This window comes from Roseovarius sp. 217 (assembly GCF_000152845.1).
GTDB lineage: Bacteria > Pseudomonadota > Alphaproteobacteria > Rhodobacterales > Rhodobacteraceae > Roseovarius.
This window is the reverse complement of the sequence record NZ_CH902584.1, coordinates 3,218,611-3,243,143: the sequence shown is the minus strand read 5'-3', so window position 1 is coordinate 3,243,143 and position 24,533 is coordinate 3,218,611. Positions and strand designations below refer to the sequence as shown.

Below are 24,533 nucleotides of genomic sequence, written 5' to 3'. Positions count from 1 at the left end.
CAGAGCCTAACGTGAAAATCGGGCAAGCGTAAGGTGTTATCCGAGCACCGCAAGGGCCGGGAATGTTTCCAGCAGCCAAAAGGAAAAGGCCGAGAAACCGCCGGTCAACATCAAGAGACCGATGGTCCAGAGCAGGAGGCCCATGACCCGCTCAATCTGCTCCATGTGGCGCTTCATCCAGCCCATAAGCCCTTGAAGACGCGGCAGAAATGCAGCGACCAGCAAGAACGGCACACCCAACCCGATGGCATAGATCGCCAAAAGCGCGGTGCCACGCGCAACCGATCCCTCGGAGGCCGCCAACGACAGGATCGCGCCGAGTTGCGGGCCGATACAGGGCGTCCAGCCGAACGCGAACGCAAGGCCAAGGACATAGGCGCCAAAGGACGATCCCCCCTTGTCCCCCGCATCAATCCGCGCCTCGCGGTCGAGGAATTTGATGCGGTAGACACCCACGAAATGCGCACCGAAGGCCATCACAAGAACGCCCGCTATCGTATTGAAATAGCTTTGATATTGCAGAAACACAGTCCCGATCGCCGAGGCGGTGAACCCCAAAAAGATAAAGACCGTCGACAGGCCAAGCACGAAAAACAGCGCCGGGACCACCGCGCGGGCGCGACTGCTGCCGCTTTCAGAGAGGTCACTCAGGCTGATGCCGCTCATATAGGCAAGGTAAGGCGGGACGATGGGAAGCACACAAGGGCTTAAAAATGAAATGATTCCAGCAGCTAAGGCCACGAACATGGCGGGCAACAGGGCTGCGTCTATGATTTCGATTCCAAACATGGGTCAGACATAGCCCGCCCGAGGACCGGCGTCACCACGCAAAAAGTCACATCCTTGTGGACAGGCTGTAACAAGGCCGCTATCTGAATGGCCATGATACCGAATGACACGCTCGATGCCTGTGGGCTGCTGTGCCCCCTGCCCGTTCTCAAGCTGCGCAAGCGCTTGAAATCATTGGGCATTGGTGAGGTGATCGCGATGCAGGCCGATGATCCGGCCGCCATTATCGACGTGCCGCATTTCTGCGCGGAATCGGGGCATGACTTGCTCTCGGCGACAGATACAGACGGTGTCCAAACCTACCTGATCCGCAAGACCCTCTAGCGCCCGCTTGATCCGACAGACAAACGCCGCGCCCCAGATCTGAGGCGCGGCGTATGTAAAGCCTGTACGCTGCGTACGCGCGTTGCGTACGCAGCGAGAGGGATCACCCCAGAGACCACCAACCGCGACGTTTCGGCTTGCTGTCTTCCTCAACGGCAGGCGCTTCTGCGGCGGGTGCCGGGGTCGGCGCTGGCGTTGGCTCGGGTTGCGTTTCGGTAACCGGCGCATCCACAACCGGCATCGGATCTGGTGCCACGACGTCGGCAACAGCCGGGGCCGCTTCGGCCTTGGGCGTTTCCGGCGCGGGTGCCGTCACCACGGCATCGGCATCCGCGACCGCCTCGGGTTCTTTCTTTTTGCGCGGAGTTGGCGTGCGCTTGGGTTTGGGCTTGGGCTTGTCATCTGCCTTTGCAGTAGGCGCATCCTCAGAGGTCGACGCGTCATTGACCGCCGGCTCTTTCTTCTTGCGCGGCGCGCGGGTGCGCTTCGGCTTGGGCTTCTCCTCAGAGGCGTCGTCACTCTGGGTCTCAGCATCGGTCTGCGCCTCGGCGGGGGCCGTAGTCACAGTCTCGGGCGTCTCAGTCTGAGTGTCCGTCGCATCCGAGGCGACATCCTCGTCGTCGTCCTTGCCGTCATCAGCACCGTCATCACCGCCGTCCCCATTGCGATCAGAGCCGTTACCCCCCTTGGGCTTGCGACGGCGGCTGCGACGACGGCGGCTTTTCTTGGGCTTGTCCGAGCCATCACCACCGGTCTCCGAGGGTGTCTTGCCCTCATCGCTCTTGTCGGTGTCCGCCTCGTCCTCGTCCTCGATATCCTCTTCGATCTCTGTATCGTCGTCGATGTCATCCATCAGCGCCGAACTCCCGGACACGAACTGCGCCATCGGCACTTCGGGAACATTGCGGGTCGCGGTCTTGAATTTCTCCATCGTGAAATCCGGGCTGACCAGACGCGGGTCGCCTTCGATTCGCACCGACAGGCCATAGCGGCCCTCGATTTGCGCCACATGATCGCGTTTCTGGTTCATCAGATAGTTGGCGATGCCCACCGGGCATTTCACCAACACCTCGCGCGAGCGGCGGCGCACGCCCTCTTCCTCGATCTGGCGCAGGATCGACAATGCGAGACTGTCATCCGAGCGGATGAGACCCGTGCCATGGCACGCCGGACAGGGCTGCGTCGTCGCCTCGATCATGCCGGGGCGCAAACGCTGGCGCGACATTTCCAAGAGGCCAAAGCCCGAGATGCGACCCACCTGAATACGGGCGCGGTCGGTCTTGAGCTTATCCTTGAGGCGCTTTTCCACCGAAGCGTTATTGCGGCGCTCGTCCATGTCGATGAAGTCGATCACGATGAGACCGGCCAGATCGCGCAGGCGCAATTGGCGGGCCACCTCTTCGGCGGCCTCGATATTGGTCTTGAGCGCGGTTTCCTCGATCGAGCCTTCCTTGGTGGCACGGCCAGAGTTGACGTCGATGGCGACGAGCGCCTCTGTCACGCCAATCACGATATAGCCACCGGATTTCAACTGCACGGTGGGGTTGAACATGCCCGACAGATAGCTCTCGACCTGAAAGCGGGCAAAGAGCGGCTGTTGATCCACGTAATGCTTAACGTTCTTGGCATGGGACGGCATGATCATTTTCATGAAATCCTTGGCGATGCGATAGCCACGCTCGCCCTCGACCAGAACCTCGTCAATATCGCGATTATAGAGATCGCGGATCGAGCGTTTTATCAGATCGCCCTCTTCGTAGATTTTCGCAGGCGCAATCGAGCGCAGCGTCAATTCGCGGATCTGCTCCCAGAGGCGTTGCAGGTATTCATAGTCGCGCTTGATTTCGGCCTTGGTGCGTTTCGCCCCGGCGGTGCGCACGATAAGACCCGCGCCGCGCGGCACGTCGATCTCTGTGGCGATTTCCTTGAGCTTTTTGCGGTCAACGGCATTGGTGATCTTGCGGCTGATGCCACCGCCACGCGCGGTGTTGGGCATGAGCACGCAATAACGACCGGCAAGGCTGAGATAGGTGGTCAGCGCCGCGCCTTTGTTGCCGCGTTCTTCCTTGACGACCTGCACCAGCATGATCTGGCGGACCTTGACGACCTCCTGGATCTTGTAACGCCGCGCACGGGGCTTGCGCACCGGGCGGATATCCTCGCTGTCGTCTTCCTCGGCGACGGATTCGATCTCGTCATCCTGGGCCGCATGATCGCGGGTATCGGTTTCCGGTTCCTCGTCGCCAGCCTCTTGCGAGGTCGGCGCAGGGCGGTCCTCGGGCTCTTCGACCGGGGTTTCGGGGACGCGTTCCATCGGCGATGTGCCTTCGGGCACCGCCGCAGTCGCCGCCTCATCCTCAAGGTCGATGGTTTCCATCCCCGAGATTTCGGACGTGGTCACGGCATCGTCAGACTGGGTTTTTTCCGACCGCGAACGCGAGCGGGACCGCGACCGCGAGCGGCCATTGCCATTGCCGTTGCGATTATCGTTGCGGTTGTCGCCGCCGCCACTGTTGCGGCGCGGACGATCCTCGTCCTCGTCGTTCTGGGCGTTGGCGAGGGCCTCTTCTTCGGCCATCAGCGCTTCGCGGTCAGCGACCGGGATCTGGTAGTAATCGGGATGAATCTCTGAAAAGGCCAGAAATCCGTGGCGATTGCCGCCGTAATCGACAAAGGCAGCCTGAAGCGAGGGTTCAACCCGCGTCACCTTGGCCAGATAGATGTTGCCAGCTAGCTGGCGTTTGTTTTCAGACTCAAAATCGAATTCCTCGACCTTGTTTCCGTCGACCACCACAACCCGAGTTTCCTCGGCGTGGGTGGCATCAATGAGCATTTTCGTAGCCATGTTTTCCGTTTGCATCGCGGCGCGGCGGCCGGCCCCGGAGGAGCGGCGCGTTGCGGCAAATGTCTGATAAGGGCGATAGCGGGCGCGCGTCGATCGGTGCCGGTTGCGGCCCCTGCTCTGACGTGGTGATGTCTCGCGCGCTTCATCGCGGTTCTTCTTCTCCGGCCCCTTGCGGCGCCAATTCAGAGCCTGTCCACCGATTTACAGGGTTCAGGCTTGTATGTGGCCCCGGAATCGGGGCCCAATCGGTCTGCCCAATCATGTCGGAGTGATCCTGACGGAGGATTGAAACAGCGAATCTCACCTGGCGCGGGGCGCATTTGCCCTTTTACCATACTGTCACAGTAAAGCGTCACAGGCGGCAATGACAATGGAGAAAATGAAATTGCCGCCCCGACTGCCTTAAAGATAATCAGAGCGCTGCAGGCTGTACTTGGCCATTTTTTCGTTCAGCGTGCGGCGCGGCAGGCACAATTCGTCCATTACGGCGGCAATAGAGCCCTTGTGGCGGCGCATGGTGTTGTCGATCAGCATGCGCTCGAACGCCTCGACATATTCCTTGAGCGGTTTGCCTTCGGTGGTCATCACCGGCTGCATGTCCTGATGGTCCGACATGAGCAGCGAGGTGATCGTGCCGGACCCGCGCCGCGCCTGAAGCACCGCGCGTTCCGCCACGTTGAAGAGTTGGCGGACATTGCCGGGCCAGGGTGCCTGCAAGAGCTGCGTGGCCTCCTGCGCGCTGACCTGCGGAGCCTCGCAGCCATAGTCATCGGCGAATTGCTCGGAAAACCGGGTGAACAGCGTGAGAATATCCTCGCCGCGTTGCCGCAACGGCGGCACGGTGATCCGCAGGCTGGCGAGGCGGTAAAAGAGATCAGGGCGCAGAGCGTCTTCGCAGGTGTGGCCCTCGTCCTGCATGTTCGAGATGCCCACAACGCGGGTCTCGGGCGGGTTGCCTTCGGCGTTGATATGGGTCAAGAGCCGCGCCTGAGCCGCGTCGTTCAGCGCCTCGATATCCTCGAGCACGAGCGTGCCGCCGCGCGCCTCTTCAAAGGCGGGCAAATGGGAGTCTTCGGGCTGCATCGGTCCAAAGAGGCGCTTGATCAGCCCCTCGTCATCAAAGGCGGCGCAGGCGATGGTGACAAATTTGCGTCCGGCCCGTGCCCCCACGGCGTGCAGCGCATGTGCCACAAGCGTTTTGCCGGTGCCGGTCTCGCCTTCGATCAGGACATGGCCATCAGCCTGCCCGAGATCCAGAATATCCTCGCGCAGCCGCTCCATCGCATTGCTGGTGCCGATGAGTTTCTTCATCAATTGCCCGCCGTCCGACAAATCCTTGCGCAGGGCACGCGCATCCAGCGTCATGCGCCGGGCATTGGTGGCCTTTTTCGCCAGTTCGGTCATCCGGTCGGGGTTAAACGGCTTTTCCAGAAAATCGAACGCCCCGATGCGCATCGCCTCGACCGCCATCGGCACATCGCCGTGGCCGGTGATCATGATGACCGGCAAAGAGCTGTCGGACCCCATCAGTTTCTTGAGGAACTGCATGCCATCCATACCGGGCATACGCACGTCAGTGACAACAATACCGGGGTAATCCGGGCCCAGAGATTTGAGCGCCTCTTCCGCCGAGGGAAACGCCTCTGTGTCATAGCCCGAGAGGGCCAGCCACTGGCTGATCGACTGGCGCATATCCTTTTCATCATCGACGATGGCGATTTTCATGGCTGCTGGCATTTCACTTTACTCCGCTGCACGAGTCTCTGCTGGCAATATGGGAAGCTGCATCTCGAATACAGCCCCCCCATCGGGCGCATTGCGCGCCACGAGACGTCCGCCAAGGTCGTTGACGATCCCCGAGGAAATGGCAAGCCCCAGCCCGACCCCGTCGCCGGGTTGCTTGGTGGTATAGAACGGCTCGAAGAGGTTCTTGAAATCGCCGATCCCCTCGCCGTTGTCGCGCACCGTCAGCACCGCCGTTTCCCCCGCCGCCAAGAGGATCTCGATGACGGCATCGGGCACCGTGTTGGTGGCGTCGATCGCGTTGCGCAAGAGGTTGACGATCACCTGTTCCACCCGCACCCGATCGCCCATGATCATCACCGGTTCATCCGGCAGGGTGCGGGTGATGGTGATCTTGCGCTGGCGCAATTGCGGCTCCATCATCGAGAGCGCAGAGGCCACGGCATCGGCCATGTTTACAGGGGAAAACTGCGTGCCAGACTGACGGGCATAGGACTTGAGCTGCTTGGTGATCGCCCCCATCCGTTCGATCAGATCGTCGATCCGCTGAAAGGCCGAGAGCGCCTCGTCGGGGCGGTTGCGTGACAGCAAGAGACGCGCCCCCGCAAGATAGGTTTTCATCGCCGCGAGCGGTTGATTGAGCTCATGGCTGACCGCCGCCGACATCTCGCCCAGCACCGCCAATTTCGAGCTTTGCTGGATCGTCTGTTCGGCCTGCGCAAGGTTCTCTTGCGCGCGCCTGCGCTCGGCGATTTCCCGCTGGAGGCGGGCATTCAATGCGCGAAGCTCTGCCGATTCCCGCTGAAAGAGCGCCATTCGGAGCGCCGCCTTGCGATTGAGGAAATAAAAGGCGAGCGCCAGAAGAATCGCGAATCCCATGATTTCGAGCGCGAGATAGCCGTTCACCTTGTCGCGCACCGCTGTGTAGGTGGTGAAACCGGCGATCCGCCAGCCGCGAAAGGCGACACGTCCTTCGACCCGCATCACCGCCTCGCCGCGCACATAGGCATCCGCCGGTAGCGCGGTCCAATCCGAGGTCGCCTGAATGGCGCGCTGGATGGCGCTGTTGACCGGCTCGCGGCGCAGCGCCTCGGCCTCTGTCAATCCGCGCCAGCGCGGTTCGGTGGCCAGAATGATCCGGCCTTCGGTATCCGTGACCATCACCGCATCGGAAATCCCGGCCCAGGCGCGTTCGTATTTGCGCAAATCGACCTCGACCACGATCACACCCAGCGTGCCATTCTGTGTCTCGATCCGGCGCGAATAGTAAAAGTTGAATTGCCCGGTTTCCTGCCGCAAAACATGGAAAATCGTATCGCGTGAGCGCATGGCATCAACGAAATAGGCCGCAGCCTTGTGGCTCTCGCCCAGACGCGACCGCTCTGTTGCCGCAACCGCGCGCCCGTCCTTGTCCAACAGCGTCAGACCCGCCGCACCGATTTCCTCGAGAAAGGAAATCAGGCGCTGCGTCGATTGCGCATAGTCCTGCGTGTTAAGCGCGGCAATCAACGCCGGATCGCGCGCCAGAAGCTGCGGCACGATGGCGTTCTGCCGAAGCTCCGACAAGAGGTTGCCGGAATAGAGCACCAGACGCAGTTCGGCACGATTGCGCGTGTTTTCGGTAAAGCGGTCAGTGAGCAGACGATTGGTCGTCAGCACCACGCCCACCGCCGCCACAAAGAGCAGGGCCAACACCAGCCGGGCGCGCCAGGATATGGTGCGCATACGAAGGCGTGTGCTGGACGGGACAGTCTTGCTCATGCGCTCAGAGTAAGCCGAGCCGCGCGGCACCTCAAGCGGTCACGCGCTCAGGCGTCGGCCAACTGGCCCACCACCCCGGCAAAAAGCGCCGCGCCATCGGTGCCCCCATGCAGCGGCTCTGCCATCCGCTCGGGATGCGGCATCATGCCGAGCACACGGCGGTTCTCGGACAGGATGCCCGCAATGTCGCGCGCCGAGCCATTGGGATTGTCGCAATAGGTAAAGGCCACGCGATCTTCGGCCATCAGCCGGTCGAGCGTGGCGTCATCCGCATAGTAATTGCCATCGTGATGCGCAATCGGCACGGTCAGATTGCTGCCCTTGGCATAGCCAGAGGTAAAGGCGCTGTCCGCGGTCGCAACGCAGAGCTCGACCGGCTTGCAGACATATTTCAGCCCGGCATTGCGCAAGAGCGCACCGGGCAGAATGCCGGTCTCGGTCAGGATTTGAAAACCATTGCAGACGCCCAGCACATAGCCGCCCTTGTCCGCATGCGTGATCACAGACCGGCAGATCGGCGAATTGGCGGCAATGGCCCCGCAGCGCAGATAATCGCCATAGGAAAACCCGCCCGGCACACCGACGATATCGACGCCCTGCGGCAGATCCGTATCCTTGTGCCAGACCATGGACACCTGCGCGCCCGCGCGCTCAAACGCCACGGCAAGATCACGGTCACAGTTGGAGCCGGGAAAAACGATGACGGCGGCGTGCATCAGGCGATCTCCACCGAATAGCTCTCGATGACCGTATTCGCGAGCAGCTTTTCACACATCGCGGTGACGGTGGATTTGGCCTTGGCCACGTCCGTCTCGGCCAGATCGAGTTCGATCACCTTGCCCTGACGCACCCCCTCGACCCCGTCAAAGCCCATGGAGCCCAGAGCGTGGCGCACCGCCTCGCCCTGCGGGTCTAGAACGCCGGATTTCAGCATGACATGCACGCGCGCTTTCATGGGAATATCCTCTTTAGTTGATCAGTTTGGGCCGGGCCATCGGCGTGCTGCCCTTGGGCATGACACCAAGGCGGGTGGCAACCTCAGTATAGGCATCGGTCAGACTGCCCAGATCGCGGCGGAACACATCCTTGTCGAGCTTGCGCCCGGTCTCGATGTCCCACAGACGGCAACTGTCGGGGCTGATTTCGTCGGCCACGATCAGGCGCTGGAAATCACCATCATAGACGCGCCCGATCTCGATCTTGAAATCAATCAGCTTGATGCCGACGCCGTACATGACACCCGTGAGGAAATCATTGACGCGCAGCGCGAGGCTCAGGATATCGTCCATATCCTGCTGGCTGGCCCAGCCAAAAGCGGCGATATGTTCCTCTGTCACCAGAGGATCGCCCAGCTTGTCATCCTTGAGGCAATATTCCACGATCGGGCGCGGCAATTGCGTGCCCTCGTCAATGCCCAGACGCTTGGCCATGGTGCCGGCGGCATAGTTGCGCACGATCACTTCCAGCGGAATGATCTCGACCGCGCGCACGAGTTGCTCGCGCATGTTGATCCGCTTGATGAAATGCGTCGGCACGCCGATGGCGTTGAGACCGACCATGAAATACTCGGACAGCATGTTGTTGAGCACGCCCTTGCCTTCGATCACGGCCTTCTTTTCGGCGTTAAAGGCGGTGGCGTCATCCTTGAAATATTGGATGATGGTTCCCGGTTCGGGGCCCTCATAGAGGGTCTTGGCCTTGCCTTCGTAAATTTTCTTGCGCCGCGCCATGGGAACTCCGTCGCTGAGGGTGGGGGGCGTGAGTCCCCCCATGCCGATGCGCTCTCATAGTGCATGGGCAATCACGTCGCAAGATGGCGTTGGCCCCTTGCCCTTTTGCCCGCCAGATTGCATATCGGTTCTGACGGCAACGCATGCAAGAGGACTGGCCCAATGACCACCTTTGACGACCGCGAGAAAGCATTCGAGAACAAATTCGCCCATGACGAAGAAATGGCGTTTCGCGCCGTCGCGCGGCGCAACAAGCTGCTCGGCCTCTGGGCCGCTGAACTGATGGGCAAGACCGGCGACGACGCCGATGCCTATGCCCGTGAGGTGGTCAAGGCCGATTTCGAAGAGGCCGGGCACGAGGATGTCGTGCGCAAGGTCGCCGTTGATCTGGGCGATATCGCCGATGCCGACACGATCCGTGGCAAGATGGACGAGCTGCTCAAGATCGCCAAGGGCCAGTTGGCCAAGGAAGTCTGAGCACCCTGATCTGACACCATATGGGCGTGCCACAGACTGGCGCGCCCTTTATTCTTGGCGCGTCAATTCATACGCGCCTCACCATTTACATGAAATTTATGCATTTGCACGCACGCGCCGTTAGTGGCACATCTGCGTGCTCAAAGATCACAGGACCATGACATGCCAAATGCCCTCACCAAGATGCTTGCCACGCGCGACTGGATTCTCGCCGATGGGGCCACGGGCACCAATCTCTTCAACATGGGTCTGCAATCGGGCGATGCGCCCGAAATGTGGAATGATCAGCATCCCGACCGGATCAAGCGGCTCTATACAGAGGCGGTGGATGCGGGCAGCGATCTTTTCCTCACCAATTCCTTTGGCGGCAATGCCGCGCGCCTGAAACTGCACGGCGCACAGGGGCGTGCGCGGGAATTGTCGCGCATCTCCGCCGAGATTGGCCGCGACGTGGCCGACCGCTATGACCGCCCGGTGATCGTCGCGGGCTCTGTCGGCCCAACGGGCGAGATCATGGCACCGATGGGTGCGCTCACCCACGCGCTTGCCGTCGAGATTTTCCATGAACAAGCCGAAGGCCTTAAGGAAGGCGGGGCCGATGTGCTCTGGCTCGAAACCATTTCGGCCCCCGAGGAATACAAGGCCGCGGCCGAGGCGTTCAAACTGGCCGATATGCCATGGTGCGGCACCATGAGTTTCGACACGGCCGGCCGCACCATGATGGGCCTCACCTCGTCCGATATGGCGACGATGGTGGAAAAACTGGGCAATCCGCCGCTGGCATTTGGCGCCAATTGCGGTGTCGGGGCCTCGGACCTCTTGCGCACCATACTCGGCTTTGTGGCCCAAGGATCTGACCGGCCTATCGTCGCCAAGGGCAACGCCGGGATTCCGAAATACCATGACGGCCATATCCATTACGACGGCACGCCCGATCTGATGGCGGATTACGCCGTGCTGGCCCGCGATGCCGGTGCCACCATCATCGGTGGCTGCTGTGGCACCATGCCCGAGCACCTGTCCAAGATGCGCGCCGCGCTGGAGAGCCGCCCGCGCGGCCCCCGCCCGACGCTGGATGAGATCACCGAGGCGCTTGGTGCCTTCTCATCCGGTGGTGATGGCACCGGCGACGATACCGCCGCCCCACGCCGCCCGCGCCGCAGACGGGCCTGAGCCTGCGACACGGGATGCTTCGCCTGATCTTTCTTGTCGCGGCTCTGCTGGCTCTGCTGGCATGGGGGCTGGGCTATCTCTGGATTTCCGGACTGGCCTGCGCCTTTGGTAGCCCGAGCGGCAACTGTTCGGTCCCGATGCCCTGGACCTTGCACGGCGAAGACCTGATGATCCTTGTCCTGATGCCCGGTGCCGTGGTCGCGGTCCTGCTTGGGCTGGCCTGTCTGAGCGGTCGGCGCGCTCAAAACAGCGACAACTGATCCCCCCGCGCCAAGGGCACTTCGAAGAGGTCAGAGCGTAACGCCCCCTGCGCCGCATCCAGCCCCAAACGCCGCGCCGCCAGATCAAAGCGGCGGGCGATCATCCGGGCATAGACCCCCTCGCCGCGCATCCGTCTGTGCCAGTCGGCGCTATACTCTTGCCCACCATGCATTTCCCGCAGCCGGTTCATCACGCGGCCCGCGCGGTCGGGATAATGCGTGGCCAGCCACTCCTGAAAGAGCGGCGACACCTCGCGCGGCAGGCGCAGCATGATCCAGCTCGCGGCCCCTGCCCCGGCCTCTTGCGCGGCGGTCAAAATCGCTTCGATCTCTGTATCCGTCAGACCCGGTATGACCGGCGAAACCATGACGCGCACCGGAATCCCCGCCTGTGCCAAGCGTCGGATCGTCGCCAGACGCCGCGCAGGCGACGGCGCCCGCGGCTCCAGCCTGCGCGCCAGCCCCTCATCCAGCGTGGTCACGGAAATCCCCACCCGAGCAAGCCCGCGCGCCGCCATATCGCCCAGAATATCCAGATCCCGCTCAATGAGCGTGCCCTTGGTCACGACCGCCACCGGATGGTTGAACCGGTTCAGCACCTCCAGACAGGCGCGGGTGATCTTGAACTGTTTTTCAATCGGCTGATAGGGATCGGTATTGGTGCCGATCGCCATCGTCGCCACCCGGTAGCTGCGCGCCCGCAATTCAGCCTCAAGCCGCGCCGGGGCCTCGGGGCGAGCGATCAACCGCGTCTCGAAATCGAGACCGGGGGATAACCCCAGATAGGCGTGGGTTGGCCGCGCAAAACAATAGACGCAGCCATGTTCGCAGCCGCGATAGGGATTGATCGAGCGGTCAAACGGCAAATCCGGCGAGCGGTTGTAGCTGATGATCCGGCGCGGACGTTCTTCGGTCACATGCGTGCGCAGCGGCCGCACCTCTTCGTCGCGGTCCCAGCCATCCGCCTCGTAGCTCACGGCATACGCCTCGAACCGGCCCGCCGCATTGCTGACAGCACCGCGCGCCCGAGGGCGCAGATCATGGGGCAGGCTGGGGTCCCGAGTCATGCTGCGAATATGGAACATATAGAGAACATACACAAGTGACGCAGCGGCCTGATGCGCAAACGGGAAATTGATTTGCGCTGCATCTGACGACCGTGTTCACTTTGCCGTGCAGAAATTTAATGTCTGGGAGGGATTATGATCCGCAATATTCTTATGGCCGGGGTGACAGCGCTGCTGCCGACGCTCGGCTCTGCTGCGCCCATTGGGCCGTTTTCCGATCTGGTTGTCTTTGGCGACAGTCTGAGCGATCCGGGCAACATATTTGCCCTCACCGGCGGCGCGGTGCCCGATTCCGCGCTCTATCCCAATGGCCAATTCACCAATGGCGACACCTGGGCGAGCAAGCTGGGCGCGAATTTCGCCTCGGGCACCAATTTTGCCTTTGGCGGAGCACGGGCCGTGGCAAACCCGGAACCCCTGGGCGGGGACACGGATGACAACACCGACACCATTCCCGATTTTGCGGCGCAGCGCGGTATTTTCAATGCGGCGAAGCCTGCTCTTGGCCTTGGACCCAACCCGCTGGCGGCGGTCTGGTTTGGCGGCAACGATCTGCGCGCAGGTCTGGCCAATCCGGCCAGTCTCGGCGCGGTCATCTCGGGGGCGGTCACCGAGATTGTCACCGGGGTGGCCGACCTCTTGTCGGGGGGCCTGACTGACGTTCTCGTCTTTGGCCTGCCGAACCTTGGGCGCATCCCCGAAGTGACCTCTCTGGATGCCTTTCTGGCCAGCATCGGGGCGGCCCCAGCCGGGACCGCAATTGCCGGCGCGACGGCTGCCACTCAGGGCTTCAATGCCGCGCTTCGATCCGGCCTCAACACCCTGACACCGCTCGGCAACGTGCAGTTTCTGGACACTTTCGCGCTGTTCGAGGACATCCTTGCGAATGCGAATGCGCTCGGGTTCACCAATACGACCGACGCGTGCATCCTGACGCTTGTCACGGCAAGCGACTGCTCCACGGATCAGGGGTTTGTCTTTCACGACAGCATCCATCCCACAGACCGGGCCCATGCGCTGATCGCGAGCGAGGTCCGCGCCGCTGTTGTGCCGCTTCCGGCAGGCGGGTTGCTGTTGCTGACGGCGCTCGGGGGCATAGCCCTCATACGCCGCCGCGCCTGACTACCCCGCCCCGCAGGACAGCCTGTCGGGGCGCATAGTCTGTCCGCACAGTCCCCATGTTGCGGAAATTCGAATATCTTCATGCCGACAATTCAGTCACATCCCGCGCGTTTTCCGGCTATAGGTCGGTTGCGGCGCGGGCAGCGTCGCAATTCGGAAAGTGGCCGAGGCGCAAATTGACGAAAGCTGCGCCCAGTCAACCCACGATGCGCGCGCGCAGAGAAACCAAGGATTCCCGCAATGTCTGACCAAGAAGACGAGATCATCCTCTCCGAGCTGGACGACGAAGAGCTTGTCCAACAGATGTTCGACGACCTCTACGACGGTCTGAAAGAAGAGATCGAAGAGAGCGTCAACATCTTGCTCGAGCGCGGCTGGGCCCCCTACCGCATCCTGACCGAGGCGCTGGTGGGTGGCATGACCATCGTCGGCAAGGATTTCCGCGACGGCATCCTCTTTGTTCCCGAGGTTCTCTTGGCTGCCAACGCCATGAAGGGTGGCATGTTCATCCTCAAGCCGCTTCTGGCCGAGACCGGCGCGCCGCGCGTCGGCAAGATGGTGATCGGCACCGTCAAGGGCGACATTCACGACATCGGCAAGAACCTCGTCGGCATGATGATGGAGGGTGCGGGCTTTGAGGTGGTCGATCTCGGGATCAACAACGCGGTCGAGAAATATCTTGATGCGCTCGAAACCGAACAGCCCGACATCCTCGGCATGTCCGCCCTGCTGACCACGACCATGCCCTATATGAAGGTCGTGATCGACACGCTGGTCGAACAGGGCAAGCGCGATGACTATATCGTGCTGGTGGGCGGCGCGCCGCTCAACGAGGAATTCGGCAAGGCCATTGGGGCCGATGCCTATTGCCGTGATGCCGCCGTGGCCGTCGAAACCGCCAAGGATTTCATGTCCCGCAAGCACAACCGGCTGGCTGCGGGCTGAGCCCGAAATCCCTGCGCGCCGACCGCTCGGCGCGCAGGGCTGACGGGCCGGATCAGCCGCGCTGAATGAGCCGCATCACGGCGACCATCACGATCCCGTAGACCACATGCCCCACCAGCGCCACCCAGGCGATGCCGGTGAAATTCAGGAACAGAGGCAGACCGGCAATCGCCGTGATGCCGCCAATGGCAAAGATCCACAGACCAAAGCCATAGACGAACGACGGAAGGAACCAGCCAGACCCCGGCCCGACAATCCTGTTCCAGAGCGGCGCAAAGATAAACAGCCAGCCCACCGGATAGCCGATCAGCCCAACCAGATAGAAATGCACGAAATAGCCTGCGAAATCGCCATTGGGCAGGCCCAGACTGCCAAGCAGGCTTTTGGCGAGCCCATGCGGCGAGAGGTTGGCAAAGCCAAGACCGGGGCTGATGACCTGGCCCCAGAGGTCGAAGGCATTTGTCGCGAAGAAACCCGCGATGAACATGAGACCCAAGGTCTGGAAATTGAGCGCCGGCAGTCCAGTGGACTTGGCAGATGATCCGATCATACGCATATGTCCTGTGTGAGAGTGCGTTAAGTTTCGGGTACTTTTACCCTGTTTCCCTACGCCGACAAAGCGATTGCGACACGATAACGAAAAGGTCAGACTCTGTGACAAACGCTGCCGCCCCCTTGCCCGATCCTGACCTGTTGACCTCTCAGGGGTTGGAGGCGCAGGGCAAGGGCCGCATCCTGCTGATCGCGTGCGGGGCGCTGGCGCATGAGATCCTCGCGCTCAAACGCGCCAATGGCTGGGATCACATGGACCTGCAATGCCTGCCGGCCAAGCTGCATCTCTACCCCGACCGGATCACCGAAGAGGTGGAACAGGCCGTGCTGGCGCATCGTGATGCCTATGACCGCATCTTCGTGGTCTACGCCGATTGCGGCACCGGCGGGCAGTTGCAGGCGAAATGCGCCGACCTCGGTGTCGAGATGGTGGCAGGCCCGCATTGCTATGCCTTCTACGAAGGTCTGGACCGCTTCGCCGCCCATGAGGATGAGATCAGCGCCTTTTACCTCACCGATTTCCTCGTGCGACAGTTCGATGCTTTCGTCTGGAAACCGATGGGTCTCGACCGGCACCCGCAGTTGCGTGACATGATCTTTGGCAATTACACCAAGCTGGTCTATCAGGCGCAGACCGACGATCCCGCCCTGCGCGCCAAGGCAAAAGACTGCGCTGCGCGGTTGGGTCTCGCCTATGAATACCGTTTCACTGGCTATGGCGATCTTAAAGCATCACTTGAGACACAGGCTACAACAACCTGATTCTAAATTCATCTTGCTTCAAATACTTCGGGGTATTGGGGGCAGCGCCCCCACGCTCTTAGGCCGCCTCTGCCGCGACCAGCCTGATCCGCTCGACCATCGCCCGCACCCCGTTCGAGCGCTGCGCCGAGAGGTGTTCATCCAGCCCAAGCCGTGCCAGTTCGGCCGGGGCATCGACGCGCCCCACCTCGACCACCGGCAACCCGTTGTAGAGCGCCCGCAACACCGCAATGAGGCCGCGCACGATCATGGCATCGCTATCCCCGTCAAAGCTGAACTGACCGGCCTCGATCCTGGGATGCAACCAGACCTGACTGGCGCAGCCATCGACCTTGGTCACCGGCACCTTGAGCGCATCGTCGAGCGCCGCCATCGCCCGGCCCCGGTCAATCACATAGCGATAGCGGTCTTCCCAATCCTCGAGAAACTCGAAATCTTCGACAATCTCTTCAAAGGCGGCGGTGGCCATGACACTCTCCCTGATCTCTGTCTCAGACCTAGGGCCGGTCCGGAAAAAGGTCCAGACCCCGCTTGCACCTTTTCAAGCTGGACGGGATAGGATAGTCGAAAGAAAAAGGGTACAGGGGCAGATGGTATGCAACGTCGGGTCTTTCTTTCATTGGTAGCAATGTCGGCTCTGGCAGGCTGTGGCGGTTATCGCCAGTCGCGCGCCAACCCACGCAATTGGTTCGGGCGCAGCCAGTCGCGCCCCCGTCCCACCGAAGCTGTGCCCGCCTCGACCAATCCGCTGATCCCCGAGCGCGAGGACACGATTTTCCGCCGCAACCGGGAAAGGGTCTACGAGGGCACACCCGTGGATCAAGTCACCCGCTTGGTGATCGAGCGCACCAGTGATGGTGCCATCCTGCGCGTCGAGGGGGTCAGCCTGCGTCAAGGTGCGTTTGACGTGCGTCTGGTCTCGGAGACCGAGAATGAGCCGGTGAATGGCGTGTTGGAGTTCCGGCTGATGGCCTTGCAACTCGAGGATCAGCCGCAGGGCTCAGAGCGCGCCCGCACCGTGACGGCAGCCGTCTTTCTGTCGAACCAAACGCTGCAGCGCTCGGAGGTAATCCGGGTCATCGGCGCACGCAACGAACAGGTCAGCCGACGCTGAACGCAGGCGGCGGTTTACCGCAGCACCGCCCGCCTTACCGGCTCAGAGAGGCTCAGAGATCCACCGTCTCGACGCCATGCCCCTTGACCGCCAGAGCCACCTCGCCCTTGCAGAGCCGGAGCGCATCGACCCCGAACACATCGAGCCGCCAGCCGCGCAAGGCGGGCAACTCGCGCGCCCCCGCCGCAATGGCATCGAGATCGGCAGCACTCGCAATCAGCTTGGCCGCCACGCCATAGCTCTCGCTCTTGGCCTTGAGCAGCACGCGCAAGAGATCGGCCAGCGCCGGGTTGACCTGTGCGCGGTCGTCCAGCACCTCGGGACGCGGCATCTGGTCGACGGGACATTCCAGCCCTGCCTTGACCGCCGCCAGAATACCATCGGCAATCTCGCCCTTGCGGGCCTCACGCAGCAACAGCCGTGACCGCCCCAGATCCTGATGCGTCACCGGCTTGGTCGAGGCCAGTTCCACCAGCGCATCATCCTTGTAGACCCGGCTGCGCGGCACATCGCGCGACTGGGCATACTCCTCGCGGAACCGGGCCAGTTCGCGCAGAATGGCGAGAAATTTGGGCGAGGTGTTGCGCGTCTTGATCCGCAGCCAGGCCTCGGCGGGATCGGTGCGATAGGTGGCGGGATCGGTCAGCACGCTGAGCTCTTCGGCCACCCATTTGTCACGCCCCGAACTTGCCAGTTTTTTGGCCAGAAATTCATAGACCACGCGCAGATGCGTCACATCAGCCAAGGCATAGGTTTTCTGCGCATCGGTCAGGGGGCGGCGCGACCAATCGGTAAAGCGCGAGCTTTTGTCGACGGTCTGCTTGGCGATCCGCTTGACCAGCGTCTCATAGCCCACCTGCTCGCCAAAGCCACAGACCATCGCCGCCACTTGGGTATCGAACATCGGATCGGGAATCACCCCGGCATCGACATAGAAGATCTCGAGATCCTGCCGTGCGGCGTGAAACACCTTGACCACCGACGTGTCGCGGAAAAGCTCATAAAGCGGCTCCATCGACATGTCCTCACCCTCGATCGGATCGACCAGAACGGCGCTGTCGTCGCCCTTGCCCGGCACCGCCAATTGCAAGAGGCAGAGCTTGGAGTAATAGGTGCGCTCGCGCAGGAATTCCGTGTCAACGGTGACATAGGAATGCGTGCGCGCCATGGCGCAAAATTCCGCCAGGTCTTCAGTCGTGGTAATGGTTTTCATAAGGGGTGATCTTTGCTCTTGTCGTTTATGCCCAGTCGTGTCCCCCACCCCAGCTATAGACCAGATTGGTCGAATTGCAAATGCTGGCAGAGGCCCCTGACCGGTCTCAGGGCAGATAAAGCGGCGTGCGGTTTCCGGCGGCAAACCGGCGCAGCACCGCCGGGTAGAGGATATGTTCCTGCGCCAGAACCCGGGCCGCCAGCGCGTCAGGCGTATCCCCGGCCAGCACCGGCACGCGGGCCTGTCCCAAAATTGGCCCCTCGTCCAGCTCCGCCGTGACCTCATGCACTGTGCAGCCTGCCTCTTGCTCGCCCGCCTCCAGCGCGCGGGCATGGGTGTGTAGCCCGCGATAGTTCGGCAAGAGAGAGGGATGAATATTGATCATCCGCCCCTGCCAAGGGGTCACGAACCCGGCTGTGAGAACGCGCATGAACCCGGCGAGGCAGATGATGTCGATGCCATAGGGGGCAAGACGCGCCTCGATCTCCGCTTCAAAGGCGGCGCGGTCGCCACCATGCGGGCGGTGATCCACCACCTCGGTCGCAATCCCCTGCCCTGCGGCCCAGGCAATCCCGCCCGCGTCACTGCGGTTCGACAGCACCAGCGCAGGCCGCGCCGGATGGTCGCCGGTCATGCTCGCCACCAGCGACCGCATGTTCGAGCCGCCCCCTGAGAGAAAGATCGCGACCCGCTTGCTCACAAAAGATGGCCCCGGTATGCCACGCCCGCGCCCGGCACCACCTGCCCCAGCCGACAGACCGTCTCGCCTGCCGCCTGCAACGCCGCCATGACCGCTTCGGCCTCGTCCGCCGCGACGACAGCGATCATGCCGATGCCGGAATTGAAGGTCTTGAGCAATTCCGCCTCGGCCATGTTGCCGGTCTCGGCCAGCCAGCGGAACACCCCCGGCAACGCCCATGCGCCAAGGTCAATCTCGGCCCCCAGCCCCTCGGGCAGAACCCGCGGCAGGTTCTCGGTCAGCCCGCCCCCGGTGATATGCGCAAGGCCATGGATGCCACCCAGCTTGAGCGCCTCCAATATGGGCCGAACATAGAGCCGTGTCGGCGTCAAGAGCACCTCGCCCAGACTGCCCTCGGCCCAGGGACAGGCAGCGTCCCACCCCAGCCCCGACATCTCGACAATTCGCCGCACCAGCGAATAGCCGTTGGAATGCACCCCGTTCGAGGCGAGACCCAGCAACACATCGCCCTCCGCCACATTGGCAGGCAATTCCGTGCCCCGCTCCATCGCGCCCACGGCAAAGCCCGCCAGATCGAAATCGCCCGCCGGATACATGCCCGGCATTTCCGCCGTCTCACCACCAATCAGCGCGCAGCCAGAGCCTTCGCAGCCCCGCGCGATCCCTTCGATGATCCGCGTCGCCTGATCCAGCTCCAGCTTGCCCGTGGCAAAATAATCAAGGAAAAACAGCGGCTCCGCCCCCTGACAGATCAGGTCATTGACGCACATCGCCACCAGATCGACGCCCACGCCCTCGACATGGCCGGTATCAATCGCGATCCGCAGCTTGGTGCCCACACCATCGGTCGCCGCCACCAGCACCGGATCGGTAAAGCCAGCCGCCTTGAGATCGAACAGCCCGCCAAAACCGCCCAGCCCCGACATGACGCCAGAGCGTTGCGTGCGCTTGGCTGCGGGCTTGATCCGCTCCACCAACGCGTTGCCCGCGTCGATGTCTACGCCCGCATCGGCATAGGTGATCCCGTTCTGTCGCTCGGTCATGGCCTGTCCCCATCGCTTGAATGCGCCACCCGTTAGCTGATTGGCAGGCCTCGTGCAATCTGAAAGCCTTGACCCTGCCCCGGCCCCGGCTTACCAACTGCCGCAGGTGGGGCCTGTAGCTCAATTGGTTAGAGCAGAGCGCTCATAACGCTTTGGTTGGGGGTTCGAGTCCCTCCGGGCCTACCAGATTAACGGAATGCCACCGATGCCTCTGCCCGTTTCCTCTATCCGCAACCTCGGTCCCGCCTCTGACGCAGGCTTTGCGCGTGCCGGCATCCATGACGCCGAGAGCCTGCGGGCAATGGGCGCAGATGTGGCCTATGAGGCGCTGTTGCGCGCTGGCACACAGCCGCATTTCATCGGCTATTATGCCTTGGTGATGGGATTGCAGGGGCGGCCTTGGAACGACTGTCAGGGCGCAGAAAAAGCAGCCCTGCGCGTCCGATTCGACGCAATCAAGGCGCGCGTCGCAGGCGAGATGACCGGACCAAACGCGACGCTTGAGGCGATTCTGAATGAGATCGGGACGGGGCTGCGGCGCTAGATTTGGTCTCAAGCCGCAACGGCGTGAGCCAGAACCCGGCGCGCGCCTAGCCCTCCAGCGCCTGCGCCAGATCGGCAATCAGATCCCCCGCATCTTCGATCCCCACCGAGAATCGCAGCAGGCCCTCAGGAATGCCGGTATGCGGCTCGATGGTGTGGCGATGCTCGACAAGGCTCTCGACTCCGCCCAGCGACGTGGCACGGTGGAAGAGCTGCAACCGCCCCGCCACCTCCAGCGCCCGCTCGCGCCCGCCCGCCACCACCGCCGACAAGAGATACCCATAGCCACCACACATCTGCCGCGCTGCAATCGCGTGACCCGCATGGCTGACAAGCCCCGGGTAATACACCGCCGCGATGCCCGCATGCCCCTCGAGATACGCGGCCACCGCCAGAGCATTCTCGCACATGCGCTCCATCCGCAGCGGCAGCGTGCGCATGCCCCGCATCAAGAGCCACGCCTCGAACGGCCCCATCACCGCTCCCGCATCATGCCGGTCGGTCACAATCTCCTGCCACATCGCATTGCCCGGCTCGCGGCAGGACAGCACACCTGCCAGAACGTCCGCATGCCCGTTGAGCGCCTTGGTGCCGGAATGCATCACAATATCCGCGCCCAGATCCAGCGCCCGCGTCAGAACCGGCGTCGCCGCCGTGCCATCAACCACCAGAATCGCCCCCGCCTTGTGCGACATCCCCGCCGCCGTGGCGATATCCACGGTCTTGAGCCAGGGATTTGACGGCGTCTCGATCCAGACCATATCCGCCGAAGAGCGACACGCCGCAGCCAGAGCCGCCGGGTCCGCCGCGTCGATCTCATCGAGCAGAATGGCCCGGCGTACGCAATAGGCCCGCACCCATTTCAGCGTGCCCCAGTAGATACCGGTCTGCATCACCACCCGCGCGCCCGAGGGCAGCGCGCGAAACACCGCCGCGACCGCTGCCATGCCGCTTGGGAACAGCAGCGCCGCCGCCGCCGCCTCCAACTGCCGGATCACCTCTTCGGCCTGCCGCACCGTGTCATTCTGATCGCGCCCATACATGTTGTCCGGTCGCAGCAGCGCATAGTCCGCATCGCGCCCATAGGTGGTCGAGAGCGAAATCCCCGGCACCACGCCTCCGGTCGCACTGTCGGTGGCCCCTGCCGCCTGTGCCGCAATCGTCGCGGGTTTCAGCTCGGTATTCTTCATCTGTCCTGTTCCCTTCTTTATATCGTAAAGAGCCGCCCCGGCCCCCAGCCGCGCGCCTCTACCCCGGCCCGGCGCAGCATGTCCCACAAGAGCGCCTGATTGGAGGTCACGACCGGCAAGCCCAACTCCGCCTCAACCGCGTCGATCACGCCAAATGTGCGCAAATTGGTGCAGCTGGCAAACACGGCTTCGACCCCCGGCACGCGCCCTGCCTCCAGCATCGCGCGCCGCGTGCTCGCTTCGGTGATCCGCGCCACCGTCCAATCCTCTTTTTGCCCATAGCTGACCGAATGGAGCACCTCGATCCCTGCCACACGCAGACACTCCGCCATCGGCCCGCTGACCGCCTCGACATAAGGCGTCACCATCGCGGCCCTTTTCACCCCAAGCGCGTGCAGCGCGTCAATCACCGCACTCAGCGGGTTCGTGACCGGCACGCCCGGATGCGCCAGATTGACCAGCCGCGCGACCTCCTGCGACCCGATGATCGTGGCCCCCGACGTGCAGGCATAGGCCAGCGCCCGCAAATCGCGTGGCAAGAGCGCCGCGGTGCGCGTCATCTCGGGCGCCATGCTCGCCAGATCCTCGGGCGTCACATCCGCCCGCGCCGGAATGCGCGCATGCATCAGGTTGACGTCACGCCCCGCCAGCACCATCCGCGCCTCATATTCCACGGTCTCATCTGTGCTGAGCAGGATCATCCCCAGCCGCAGCCCCGATCCCGCGCCCTGATCCAGTTCATACTCCATCACATCGCCTCCGATGGGTGGCCCAACCGACTGATCGTCCCGCCTGAGACAGCGGCGCGCACCCCCGTGGTGCTGGCACAAGACGTGGGCAAACCCCGCGCCACGCGAACGGCCAGATAGGCAAAGGCCTGCGCCTCCAGCATATCGCCATCCAGCCCCACCGCCTCGACCGGCTCCACGGGACAATCCAGCGCGGCACGCAGCATCTGCATCATCACCCCATTATGCCGCCCGCCCCCCGTCACCAACAGCCGCGCAGGCGGGCGTGGGCAATGTTCCATGCCCCGCAGCACCGCCGCTGCCGCCATGCCGGTCAACGTGGCCACGGCATCGGCATCGCCCAATTCCCCCACCAGACCGATCATGTCGGCAAAGGTGTCACGATCCAGCGACTTGGGCGGCATCCGAAGGAAATAGGGCTCATCAAGAAAAAGCTCCAACGCCCCCTGCACGACCTCGCCCTGACGCGCGAGCGCGCCATCTCGGTCAAAGGCTTCGCCGCGCCGCGTCAGCATCAGATCGTTGATCGGCGCATTGGCAGGCCCGGTATCAAACGCCAGAAGAGCGCCCTGTTCCTCCGGTCTTGCATAGCTTGGATCAATCCAGGTGATATTCCCCACCCCGCCAAGGTTCAGAAACGCCAGCGGCTCGGTCGCGCCGATCCACTTGGCACAGGCAAAATGAAAGAACGGGGCCAGCGGCGCCCCTTCGCCCCCCAGCCGGATATCCGCGCTGCGAAAATCCCACACCACCGGCAGGCCCAAATCCTCGGCCAGCCGCGCCCCATCGCCCAGCTGATGCGTGCCGCGCCCCTGCGGCTCATGCGCAAGCGTCTGCCCGTGAAACCCCACCAGTGCCGCGCCCTTGAATTGGCTCAAAACCTCCAGATGCGCGCCCTCAACCAGCGCTTGTGCCTCAGCCAGATCTTCGCCCGGCCATTTCCCCAAGGCGGCAGACAAAACCGCCTGCTCTTCGGCGCAATACCCACGATAAGCCGTTGGTCCAAAGGCAAATATTGTCTCGCCATCGGTCTCGACCATGGCCGCATCCACCCCATCCAGAGAGGTGCCCGACATCGCCCCCAACGCCCAGAGGCGTTCCGCCTTCAACATGGCCTTTTCCTTTGCCCACCGACTGCATATACATGCCGCGCAAACCAAGCCGGGACAAGCATTATGACCTATCGCCCCAAATCCGATTTTCTCAGCGTGATGATGTCGCGCGGCTATCTCGCCGACTGCACGGATTATCAGGGTTTGGACGAGGCCCTGAGCGCCGGAACCGTCACCGCCTATATCGGCTACGACGCCACGGCGAAATCCTTGCACGTCGGGCATTTGCTCAACATCATGATGCTGCGTTGGCTGCAAAAGACCGGACACCGCCCGATCACGCTGATGGGCGGCGGCACCACCAAGGTGGGCGATCCCTCGTTCCGCTCGGATGAACGGCCCCTGCTATCCCCGGCCCAGATCGACGAGAATATCGCCGGCATGAACCGCGTCTTTGCCCGCTACCTCGATTATGGCGAGGGGCCGCAGGATGCGCTCATGCTCAACAATGCCGACTGGCTCGACGGGCTGAATTACCTCGAGTTTCTGCGCGACATCGGGCGACATTTCTCGGTGAACCGGATGCTGGCGTTTGAATCGGTGAAATCGCGCCTCGACCGCGAGCAATCGCTCTCATTCCTCGAATTCAACTACATGATCCTGCAAGCCTATGATTTCCTTGAAATTAACCGCCGTCACGGCTGCCTCCTGCAAATGGGCGGCTCGGATCAATGGGGCAATATCATCAACGGCATCGACCTCACGCGTCGCGTGATCGACCATGAGGTGTTTGGCCTGACCTCACCGCTCCTGACCACCTCGGATGGGCGCAAGATGGGAAAATCGGCGGGGGGTGCTGTCTGGCTTTCGGCGGATATGCTGTCGCCTTACGAATTCTGGCAATTCTGGCGCAACACCACCGATGCCGACACCGGGCGCTTCCTCAAACTCTACACCGAATTGCCGATCGAGGACTGTGACCGCCTTGGTGCTTTGGAAGGCTCCGACATCAACGCCGCCAAAATCATCCTCGCCAATGAGATCACAACCCTCCTGCACGGGGCCGAGGCGGCACAGGCCGCTGAGGCCACCGCGCGCGAAGTGTTCGAACACGGCGGTGTGGGCGACGACCTGCCCACCATCGAGGTGACGGCTCAGGAGCTGGCCGAGGGGATTTCCATCGTGCAACTGATCGTGCGCGCCGGTCTTGCCAAATCCGGCAAAGAGGCCAAGCGCCTCATCACCGAGAATGGCGCGCGGCTGGATGACGAACCGTTAACCGACGCAGGATTGATGATCGACGCCGGCGCGCTCAAATCTCCCATCAAACTCTCGGCAGGCAAGAAACGTCACGCACTGGTCAAACTCGAAGGTTAAGA

General features: G+C 62.5%; 26 protein-coding genes and 1 tRNA gene. 11 read left to right on the top strand and 16 right to left on the bottom strand.

Annotated features, from left to right (window positions below; genetic code table 11):
- Positions 1–36: 36 nt before the first annotated feature.
- A complete protein-coding gene (locus tag ROS217_RS15550; protein ID WP_009818739.1) occupies positions 37–789 on the bottom strand; it encodes a cytochrome c biogenesis CcdA family protein in 753 nt (250 codons plus the stop codon).
- Between the two features lie 87 nt (positions 790–876).
- On the opposite strand from ROS217_RS15550, the gene ROS217_RS15545 reads away from it, so the two are divergent.
- Positions 877–1,113 carry a sulfurtransferase TusA family protein gene (locus ROS217_RS15545; protein ID WP_009818738.1) on the top strand — a complete coding sequence of 79 codons (237 nt, stop codon included), beginning with the start codon at positions 877–879 and terminating at the stop codon, positions 1,111–1,113.
- Positions 1,114–1,216: 103 nt separating this feature from the next.
- Here the strand turns inward: ROS217_RS15545 and ROS217_RS15540 are convergent, their stop codons facing one another.
- From ROS217_RS15540 to purC, 6 genes are all read right to left on the bottom strand, one after another.
- Positions 1,217–3,958: an Rne/Rng family ribonuclease gene (locus tag ROS217_RS15540; RefSeq protein WP_040651562.1), complete on the bottom strand. Its 2,742-nt coding sequence runs from the start codon at positions 3,956–3,958 to the stop codon at positions 1,217–1,219.
- A 402-nt stretch (positions 3,959–4,360) separates the two neighbouring features.
- Entirely contained in the window at positions 4,361–5,683 is a 1,323-nt protein-coding gene (locus ROS217_RS15535; RefSeq protein WP_009818736.1) for a sigma-54-dependent transcriptional regulator, read from the bottom strand.
- Between the two features lie 18 nt (positions 5,684–5,701).
- Positions 5,702–7,462, bottom strand: a complete 1,761-nt coding sequence (locus ROS217_RS15530) for a sensor histidine kinase (protein ID WP_040650650.1) — start codon at positions 7,460–7,462, stop codon at positions 5,702–5,704.
- A gap of 47 nt (positions 7,463–7,509) precedes the next feature.
- Positions 7,510–8,178: a phosphoribosylformylglycinamidine synthase subunit PurQ gene (gene purQ / locus ROS217_RS15525; RefSeq protein ID WP_009818734.1), complete on the bottom strand. Its 669-nt coding sequence runs from the start codon at positions 8,176–8,178 to the stop codon at positions 7,510–7,512.
- A complete protein-coding gene (purS, locus tag ROS217_RS15520) occupies positions 8,178–8,417 on the bottom strand; it encodes a phosphoribosylformylglycinamidine synthase subunit PurS (RefSeq protein ID WP_009818733.1) in 240 nt (79 codons plus the stop codon). The genes purQ and purS overlap by 1 nt, the downstream gene beginning before the upstream one ends.
- A 13-nt stretch (positions 8,418–8,430) precedes the next feature.
- Entirely contained in the window at positions 8,431–9,192 is a 762-nt protein-coding gene (gene purC / locus ROS217_RS15515; protein ID WP_009818732.1) for a phosphoribosylaminoimidazolesuccinocarboxamide synthase, read from the bottom strand.
- Positions 9,193–9,354: 162 nt separating this feature from the next.
- Between purC and ROS217_RS15510 the strand changes: the two genes are divergently transcribed.
- The 3 genes from ROS217_RS15510 to ROS217_RS15500 all read left to right on the top strand — a co-directional run bounded on the left by ROS217_RS15510 (position 9,355) and on the right by ROS217_RS15500 (position 11,102).
- A complete protein-coding gene (locus ROS217_RS15510) occupies positions 9,355–9,669 on the top strand; it encodes a DUF1476 domain-containing protein (RefSeq protein ID WP_009818731.1) in 315 nt (104 codons plus the stop codon).
- 162 nt (positions 9,670–9,831) lie between these two features.
- Entirely contained in the window at positions 9,832–10,842 is a 1,011-nt protein-coding gene (gene bmt, locus ROS217_RS15505) for a betaine--homocysteine S-methyltransferase (RefSeq protein ID WP_009818730.1), read from the top strand.
- A gap of 14 nt (positions 10,843–10,856) precedes the next feature.
- Positions 10,857–11,102, top strand: coding sequence for a hypothetical protein (locus ROS217_RS15500; protein WP_009818729.1), 246 nt, complete (start codon positions 10,857–10,859; stop codon positions 11,100–11,102).
- Here the strand turns inward: ROS217_RS15500 and ROS217_RS15495 are convergent.
- Positions 11,084–12,187, bottom strand: coding sequence for a PA0069 family radical SAM protein (locus tag ROS217_RS15495; protein ID WP_083781589.1), 1,104 nt, complete (start codon positions 12,185–12,187; stop codon positions 11,084–11,086). The two genes, ROS217_RS15500 and ROS217_RS15495, sit on opposite strands and share 19 nt — an antisense overlap.
- Before the next feature lie 117 nt (positions 12,188–12,304).
- Here ROS217_RS15495 and ROS217_RS15490 point away from each other — a divergent pair, with 117 nt between their 5' ends.
- Together ROS217_RS15490 and ROS217_RS15485 are read left to right on the top strand one after the other, a co-directional pair.
- Positions 12,305–13,291 (top strand): SGNH/GDSL hydrolase family protein, encoded by a 987-nt coding sequence (locus ROS217_RS15490; protein ID WP_009818727.1) that lies wholly within the window; start codon positions 12,305–12,307, stop codon positions 13,289–13,291.
- Between the two features lie 240 nt (positions 13,292–13,531).
- Positions 13,532–14,236 carry a corrinoid protein gene (locus ROS217_RS15485; protein ID WP_009818726.1) on the top strand — a complete coding sequence of 235 codons (705 nt, stop codon included), beginning with the start codon at positions 13,532–13,534 and terminating at the stop codon, positions 14,234–14,236.
- Positions 14,237–14,288: 52 nt separating this feature from the next.
- On the opposite strand, the gene ROS217_RS15480 is transcribed toward ROS217_RS15485, so the two are convergent.
- The gene (locus ROS217_RS15480) at positions 14,289–14,786 is read right to left on the bottom strand and encodes a hypothetical protein (RefSeq protein WP_009818725.1); all 498 of its coding nucleotides are present in this window, start codon (positions 14,784–14,786) and stop codon (positions 14,289–14,291) included.
- Positions 14,787–14,890: 104 nt separating this feature from the next.
- Between ROS217_RS15480 and ROS217_RS15475 the strand changes: the two genes are divergently transcribed.
- Positions 14,891–15,550: a DUF1638 domain-containing protein gene (locus ROS217_RS15475; RefSeq protein ID WP_009818724.1), complete on the top strand. Its 660-nt coding sequence runs from the start codon at positions 14,891–14,893 to the stop codon at positions 15,548–15,550.
- A gap of 58 nt (positions 15,551–15,608) precedes the next feature.
- Here ROS217_RS15475 and ROS217_RS15470 read toward each other — a convergent pair whose 3' ends face one another.
- Positions 15,609–16,019 (bottom strand): SufE family protein, encoded by a 411-nt coding sequence (locus tag ROS217_RS15470; protein WP_009818723.1) that lies wholly within the window; start codon positions 16,017–16,019, stop codon positions 15,609–15,611.
- Positions 16,020–16,145: 126 nt separating this feature from the next.
- On the opposite strand from ROS217_RS15470, the gene ROS217_RS15465 reads away from it, so the two are divergent.
- Positions 16,146–16,664 (top strand): hypothetical protein, encoded by a 519-nt coding sequence (locus ROS217_RS15465; RefSeq protein ID WP_040650646.1) that lies wholly within the window; start codon positions 16,146–16,148, stop codon positions 16,662–16,664.
- A gap of 52 nt (positions 16,665–16,716) precedes the next feature.
- Here ROS217_RS15465 and rnd read toward each other — a convergent pair whose 3' ends face one another.
- The 3 genes from rnd to purM form a co-directional block, all read right to left on the bottom strand.
- Positions 16,717–17,877, bottom strand: a complete 1,161-nt coding sequence (gene rnd / locus ROS217_RS15460; RefSeq protein WP_009818721.1) for a ribonuclease D — start codon at positions 17,875–17,877, stop codon at positions 16,717–16,719.
- A 106-nt stretch (positions 17,878–17,983) separates the two neighbouring features.
- Positions 17,984–18,577 (bottom strand): phosphoribosylglycinamide formyltransferase, encoded by a 594-nt coding sequence (gene purN, locus ROS217_RS15455; protein ID WP_040650644.1) that lies wholly within the window; start codon positions 18,575–18,577, stop codon positions 17,984–17,986.
- Positions 18,574–19,620, bottom strand: coding sequence for a phosphoribosylformylglycinamidine cyclo-ligase (gene purM, locus ROS217_RS15450; protein ID WP_009818719.1), 1,047 nt, complete (start codon positions 19,618–19,620; stop codon positions 18,574–18,576). Before purM ends, purN begins: the two co-directional genes overlap by 4 nt.
- 109 nt (positions 19,621–19,729) lie before the next feature.
- Between purM and ROS217_RS15445 the strand changes: the two genes are divergently transcribed.
- Both ROS217_RS15445 and ROS217_RS15440 read left to right on the top strand, forming a co-directional pair.
- Positions 19,730–19,806, top strand: a tRNA-Ile gene (locus tag ROS217_RS15445).
- A 19-nt stretch (positions 19,807–19,825) separates the two neighbouring features.
- On the top strand, positions 19,826–20,164 hold the full coding sequence (locus tag ROS217_RS15440; protein ID WP_040650642.1) for a TfoX/Sxy family DNA transformation protein: 339 nt from the start codon (positions 19,826–19,828) through the stop codon (positions 20,162–20,164).
- Between the two features lie 46 nt (positions 20,165–20,210).
- Here the strand turns inward: ROS217_RS15440 and ROS217_RS15435 are convergent, their stop codons facing one another.
- Genes ROS217_RS15435 through ROS217_RS15425 form a run of 3 tightly spaced genes read right to left on the bottom strand, consistent with a single transcriptional unit; the run spans position 20,211 to position 23,214 of the window.
- Positions 20,211–21,353: a trans-sulfuration enzyme family protein gene (locus tag ROS217_RS15435; RefSeq protein ID WP_009818717.1), complete on the bottom strand. Its 1,143-nt coding sequence runs from the start codon at positions 21,351–21,353 to the stop codon at positions 20,211–20,213.
- A gap of 17 nt (positions 21,354–21,370) precedes the next feature.
- Positions 21,371–22,102: a maleate cis-trans isomerase family protein gene (locus ROS217_RS15430; RefSeq protein WP_009818716.1), complete on the bottom strand. Its 732-nt coding sequence runs from the start codon at positions 22,100–22,102 to the stop codon at positions 21,371–21,373.
- Positions 22,102–23,214 carry an anhydro-N-acetylmuramic acid kinase gene (locus tag ROS217_RS15425; protein WP_009818715.1) on the bottom strand — a complete coding sequence of 371 codons (1,113 nt, stop codon included), beginning with the start codon at positions 23,212–23,214 and terminating at the stop codon, positions 22,102–22,104. The genes ROS217_RS15430 and ROS217_RS15425 overlap by 1 nt, the downstream gene beginning before the upstream one ends.
- A 63-nt stretch (positions 23,215–23,277) precedes the next feature.
- Between ROS217_RS15425 and tyrS the strand changes: the two genes are divergently transcribed.
- Positions 23,278–24,531, top strand: a complete 1,254-nt coding sequence (gene tyrS / locus ROS217_RS15420) for a tyrosine--tRNA ligase (protein WP_009818714.1) — start codon at positions 23,278–23,280, stop codon at positions 24,529–24,531.
- Positions 24,532–24,533: the final 2 nt, after the last annotated feature.

Coding starts and splice junctions, on each gene's coding strand:
- ROS217_RS15500 (WP_009818729.1), top strand. CDS start 10,857: ATGCTTCGCCTGATCTTTCTTGTCGCGGCTCTGCTGGCTCTGCTGGCA.
- purS (WP_009818733.1), bottom strand. CDS start 8,417: ATGAAAGCGCGCGTGCATGTCATGCTGAAATCCGGCGTTCTAGACCCG.
- rnd (WP_009818721.1), bottom strand. CDS start 17,877: ATGAAAACCATTACCACGACTGAAGACCTGGCGGAATTTTGCGCCATG.
- ROS217_RS15545 (WP_009818738.1), top strand. CDS start 877: ATGGCCATGATACCGAATGACACGCTCGATGCCTGTGGGCTGCTGTGC.
- ROS217_RS15425 (WP_009818715.1), bottom strand. CDS start 23,214: ATGTTGAAGGCGGAACGCCTCTGGGCGTTGGGGGCGATGTCGGGCACC.
- purQ (WP_009818734.1), bottom strand. CDS start 8,178: ATGCACGCCGCCGTCATCGTTTTTCCCGGCTCCAACTGTGACCGTGAT.
- ROS217_RS15435 (WP_009818717.1), bottom strand. CDS start 21,353: ATGAAGAATACCGAGCTGAAACCCGCGACGATTGCGGCACAGGCGGCA.
- ROS217_RS15470 (WP_009818723.1), bottom strand. CDS start 16,019: ATGGCCACCGCCGCCTTTGAAGAGATTGTCGAAGATTTCGAGTTTCTC.
- tyrS (WP_009818714.1), top strand. CDS start 23,278: ATGACCTATCGCCCCAAATCCGATTTTCTCAGCGTGATGATGTCGCGC.
- ROS217_RS15490 (WP_009818727.1), top strand. CDS start 12,305: ATGATCCGCAATATTCTTATGGCCGGGGTGACAGCGCTGCTGCCGACG.
- ROS217_RS15465 (WP_040650646.1), top strand. CDS start 16,146: ATGCAACGTCGGGTCTTTCTTTCATTGGTAGCAATGTCGGCTCTGGCA.
- ROS217_RS15540 (WP_040651562.1), bottom strand. CDS start 3,958: ATGGCTACGAAAATGCTCATTGATGCCACCCACGCCGAGGAAACTCGG.
- ROS217_RS15480 (WP_009818725.1), bottom strand. CDS start 14,786: ATGATCGGATCATCTGCCAAGTCCACTGGACTGCCGGCGCTCAATTTC.
- ROS217_RS15430 (WP_009818716.1), bottom strand. CDS start 22,102: ATGGAGTATGAACTGGATCAGGGCGCGGGATCGGGGCTGCGGCTGGGG.
- ROS217_RS15440 (WP_040650642.1), top strand. CDS start 19,826: ATGCCTCTGCCCGTTTCCTCTATCCGCAACCTCGGTCCCGCCTCTGAC.
- purC (WP_009818732.1), bottom strand. CDS start 9,192: ATGGCGCGGCGCAAGAAAATTTACGAAGGCAAGGCCAAGACCCTCTAT.
- purM (WP_009818719.1), bottom strand. CDS start 19,620: ATGACCGAGCGACAGAACGGGATCACCTATGCCGATGCGGGCGTAGAC.
- ROS217_RS15530 (WP_040650650.1), bottom strand. CDS start 7,462: ATGAGCAAGACTGTCCCGTCCAGCACACGCCTTCGTATGCGCACCATA.
- ROS217_RS15535 (WP_009818736.1), bottom strand. CDS start 5,683: ATGAAAATCGCCATCGTCGATGATGAAAAGGATATGCGCCAGTCGATC.
- ROS217_RS15550 (WP_009818739.1), bottom strand. CDS start 789: ATGTTTGGAATCGAAATCATAGACGCAGCCCTGTTGCCCGCCATGTTC.
- ROS217_RS15510 (WP_009818731.1), top strand. CDS start 9,355: ATGACCACCTTTGACGACCGCGAGAAAGCATTCGAGAACAAATTCGCC.
- bmt (WP_009818730.1), top strand. CDS start 9,832: ATGCCAAATGCCCTCACCAAGATGCTTGCCACGCGCGACTGGATTCTC.
- ROS217_RS15485 (WP_009818726.1), top strand. CDS start 13,532: ATGTCTGACCAAGAAGACGAGATCATCCTCTCCGAGCTGGACGACGAA.
- ROS217_RS15495 (WP_083781589.1), bottom strand. CDS start 12,187: ATGTTCCATATTCGCAGCATGACTCGGGACCCCAGCCTGCCCCATGAT.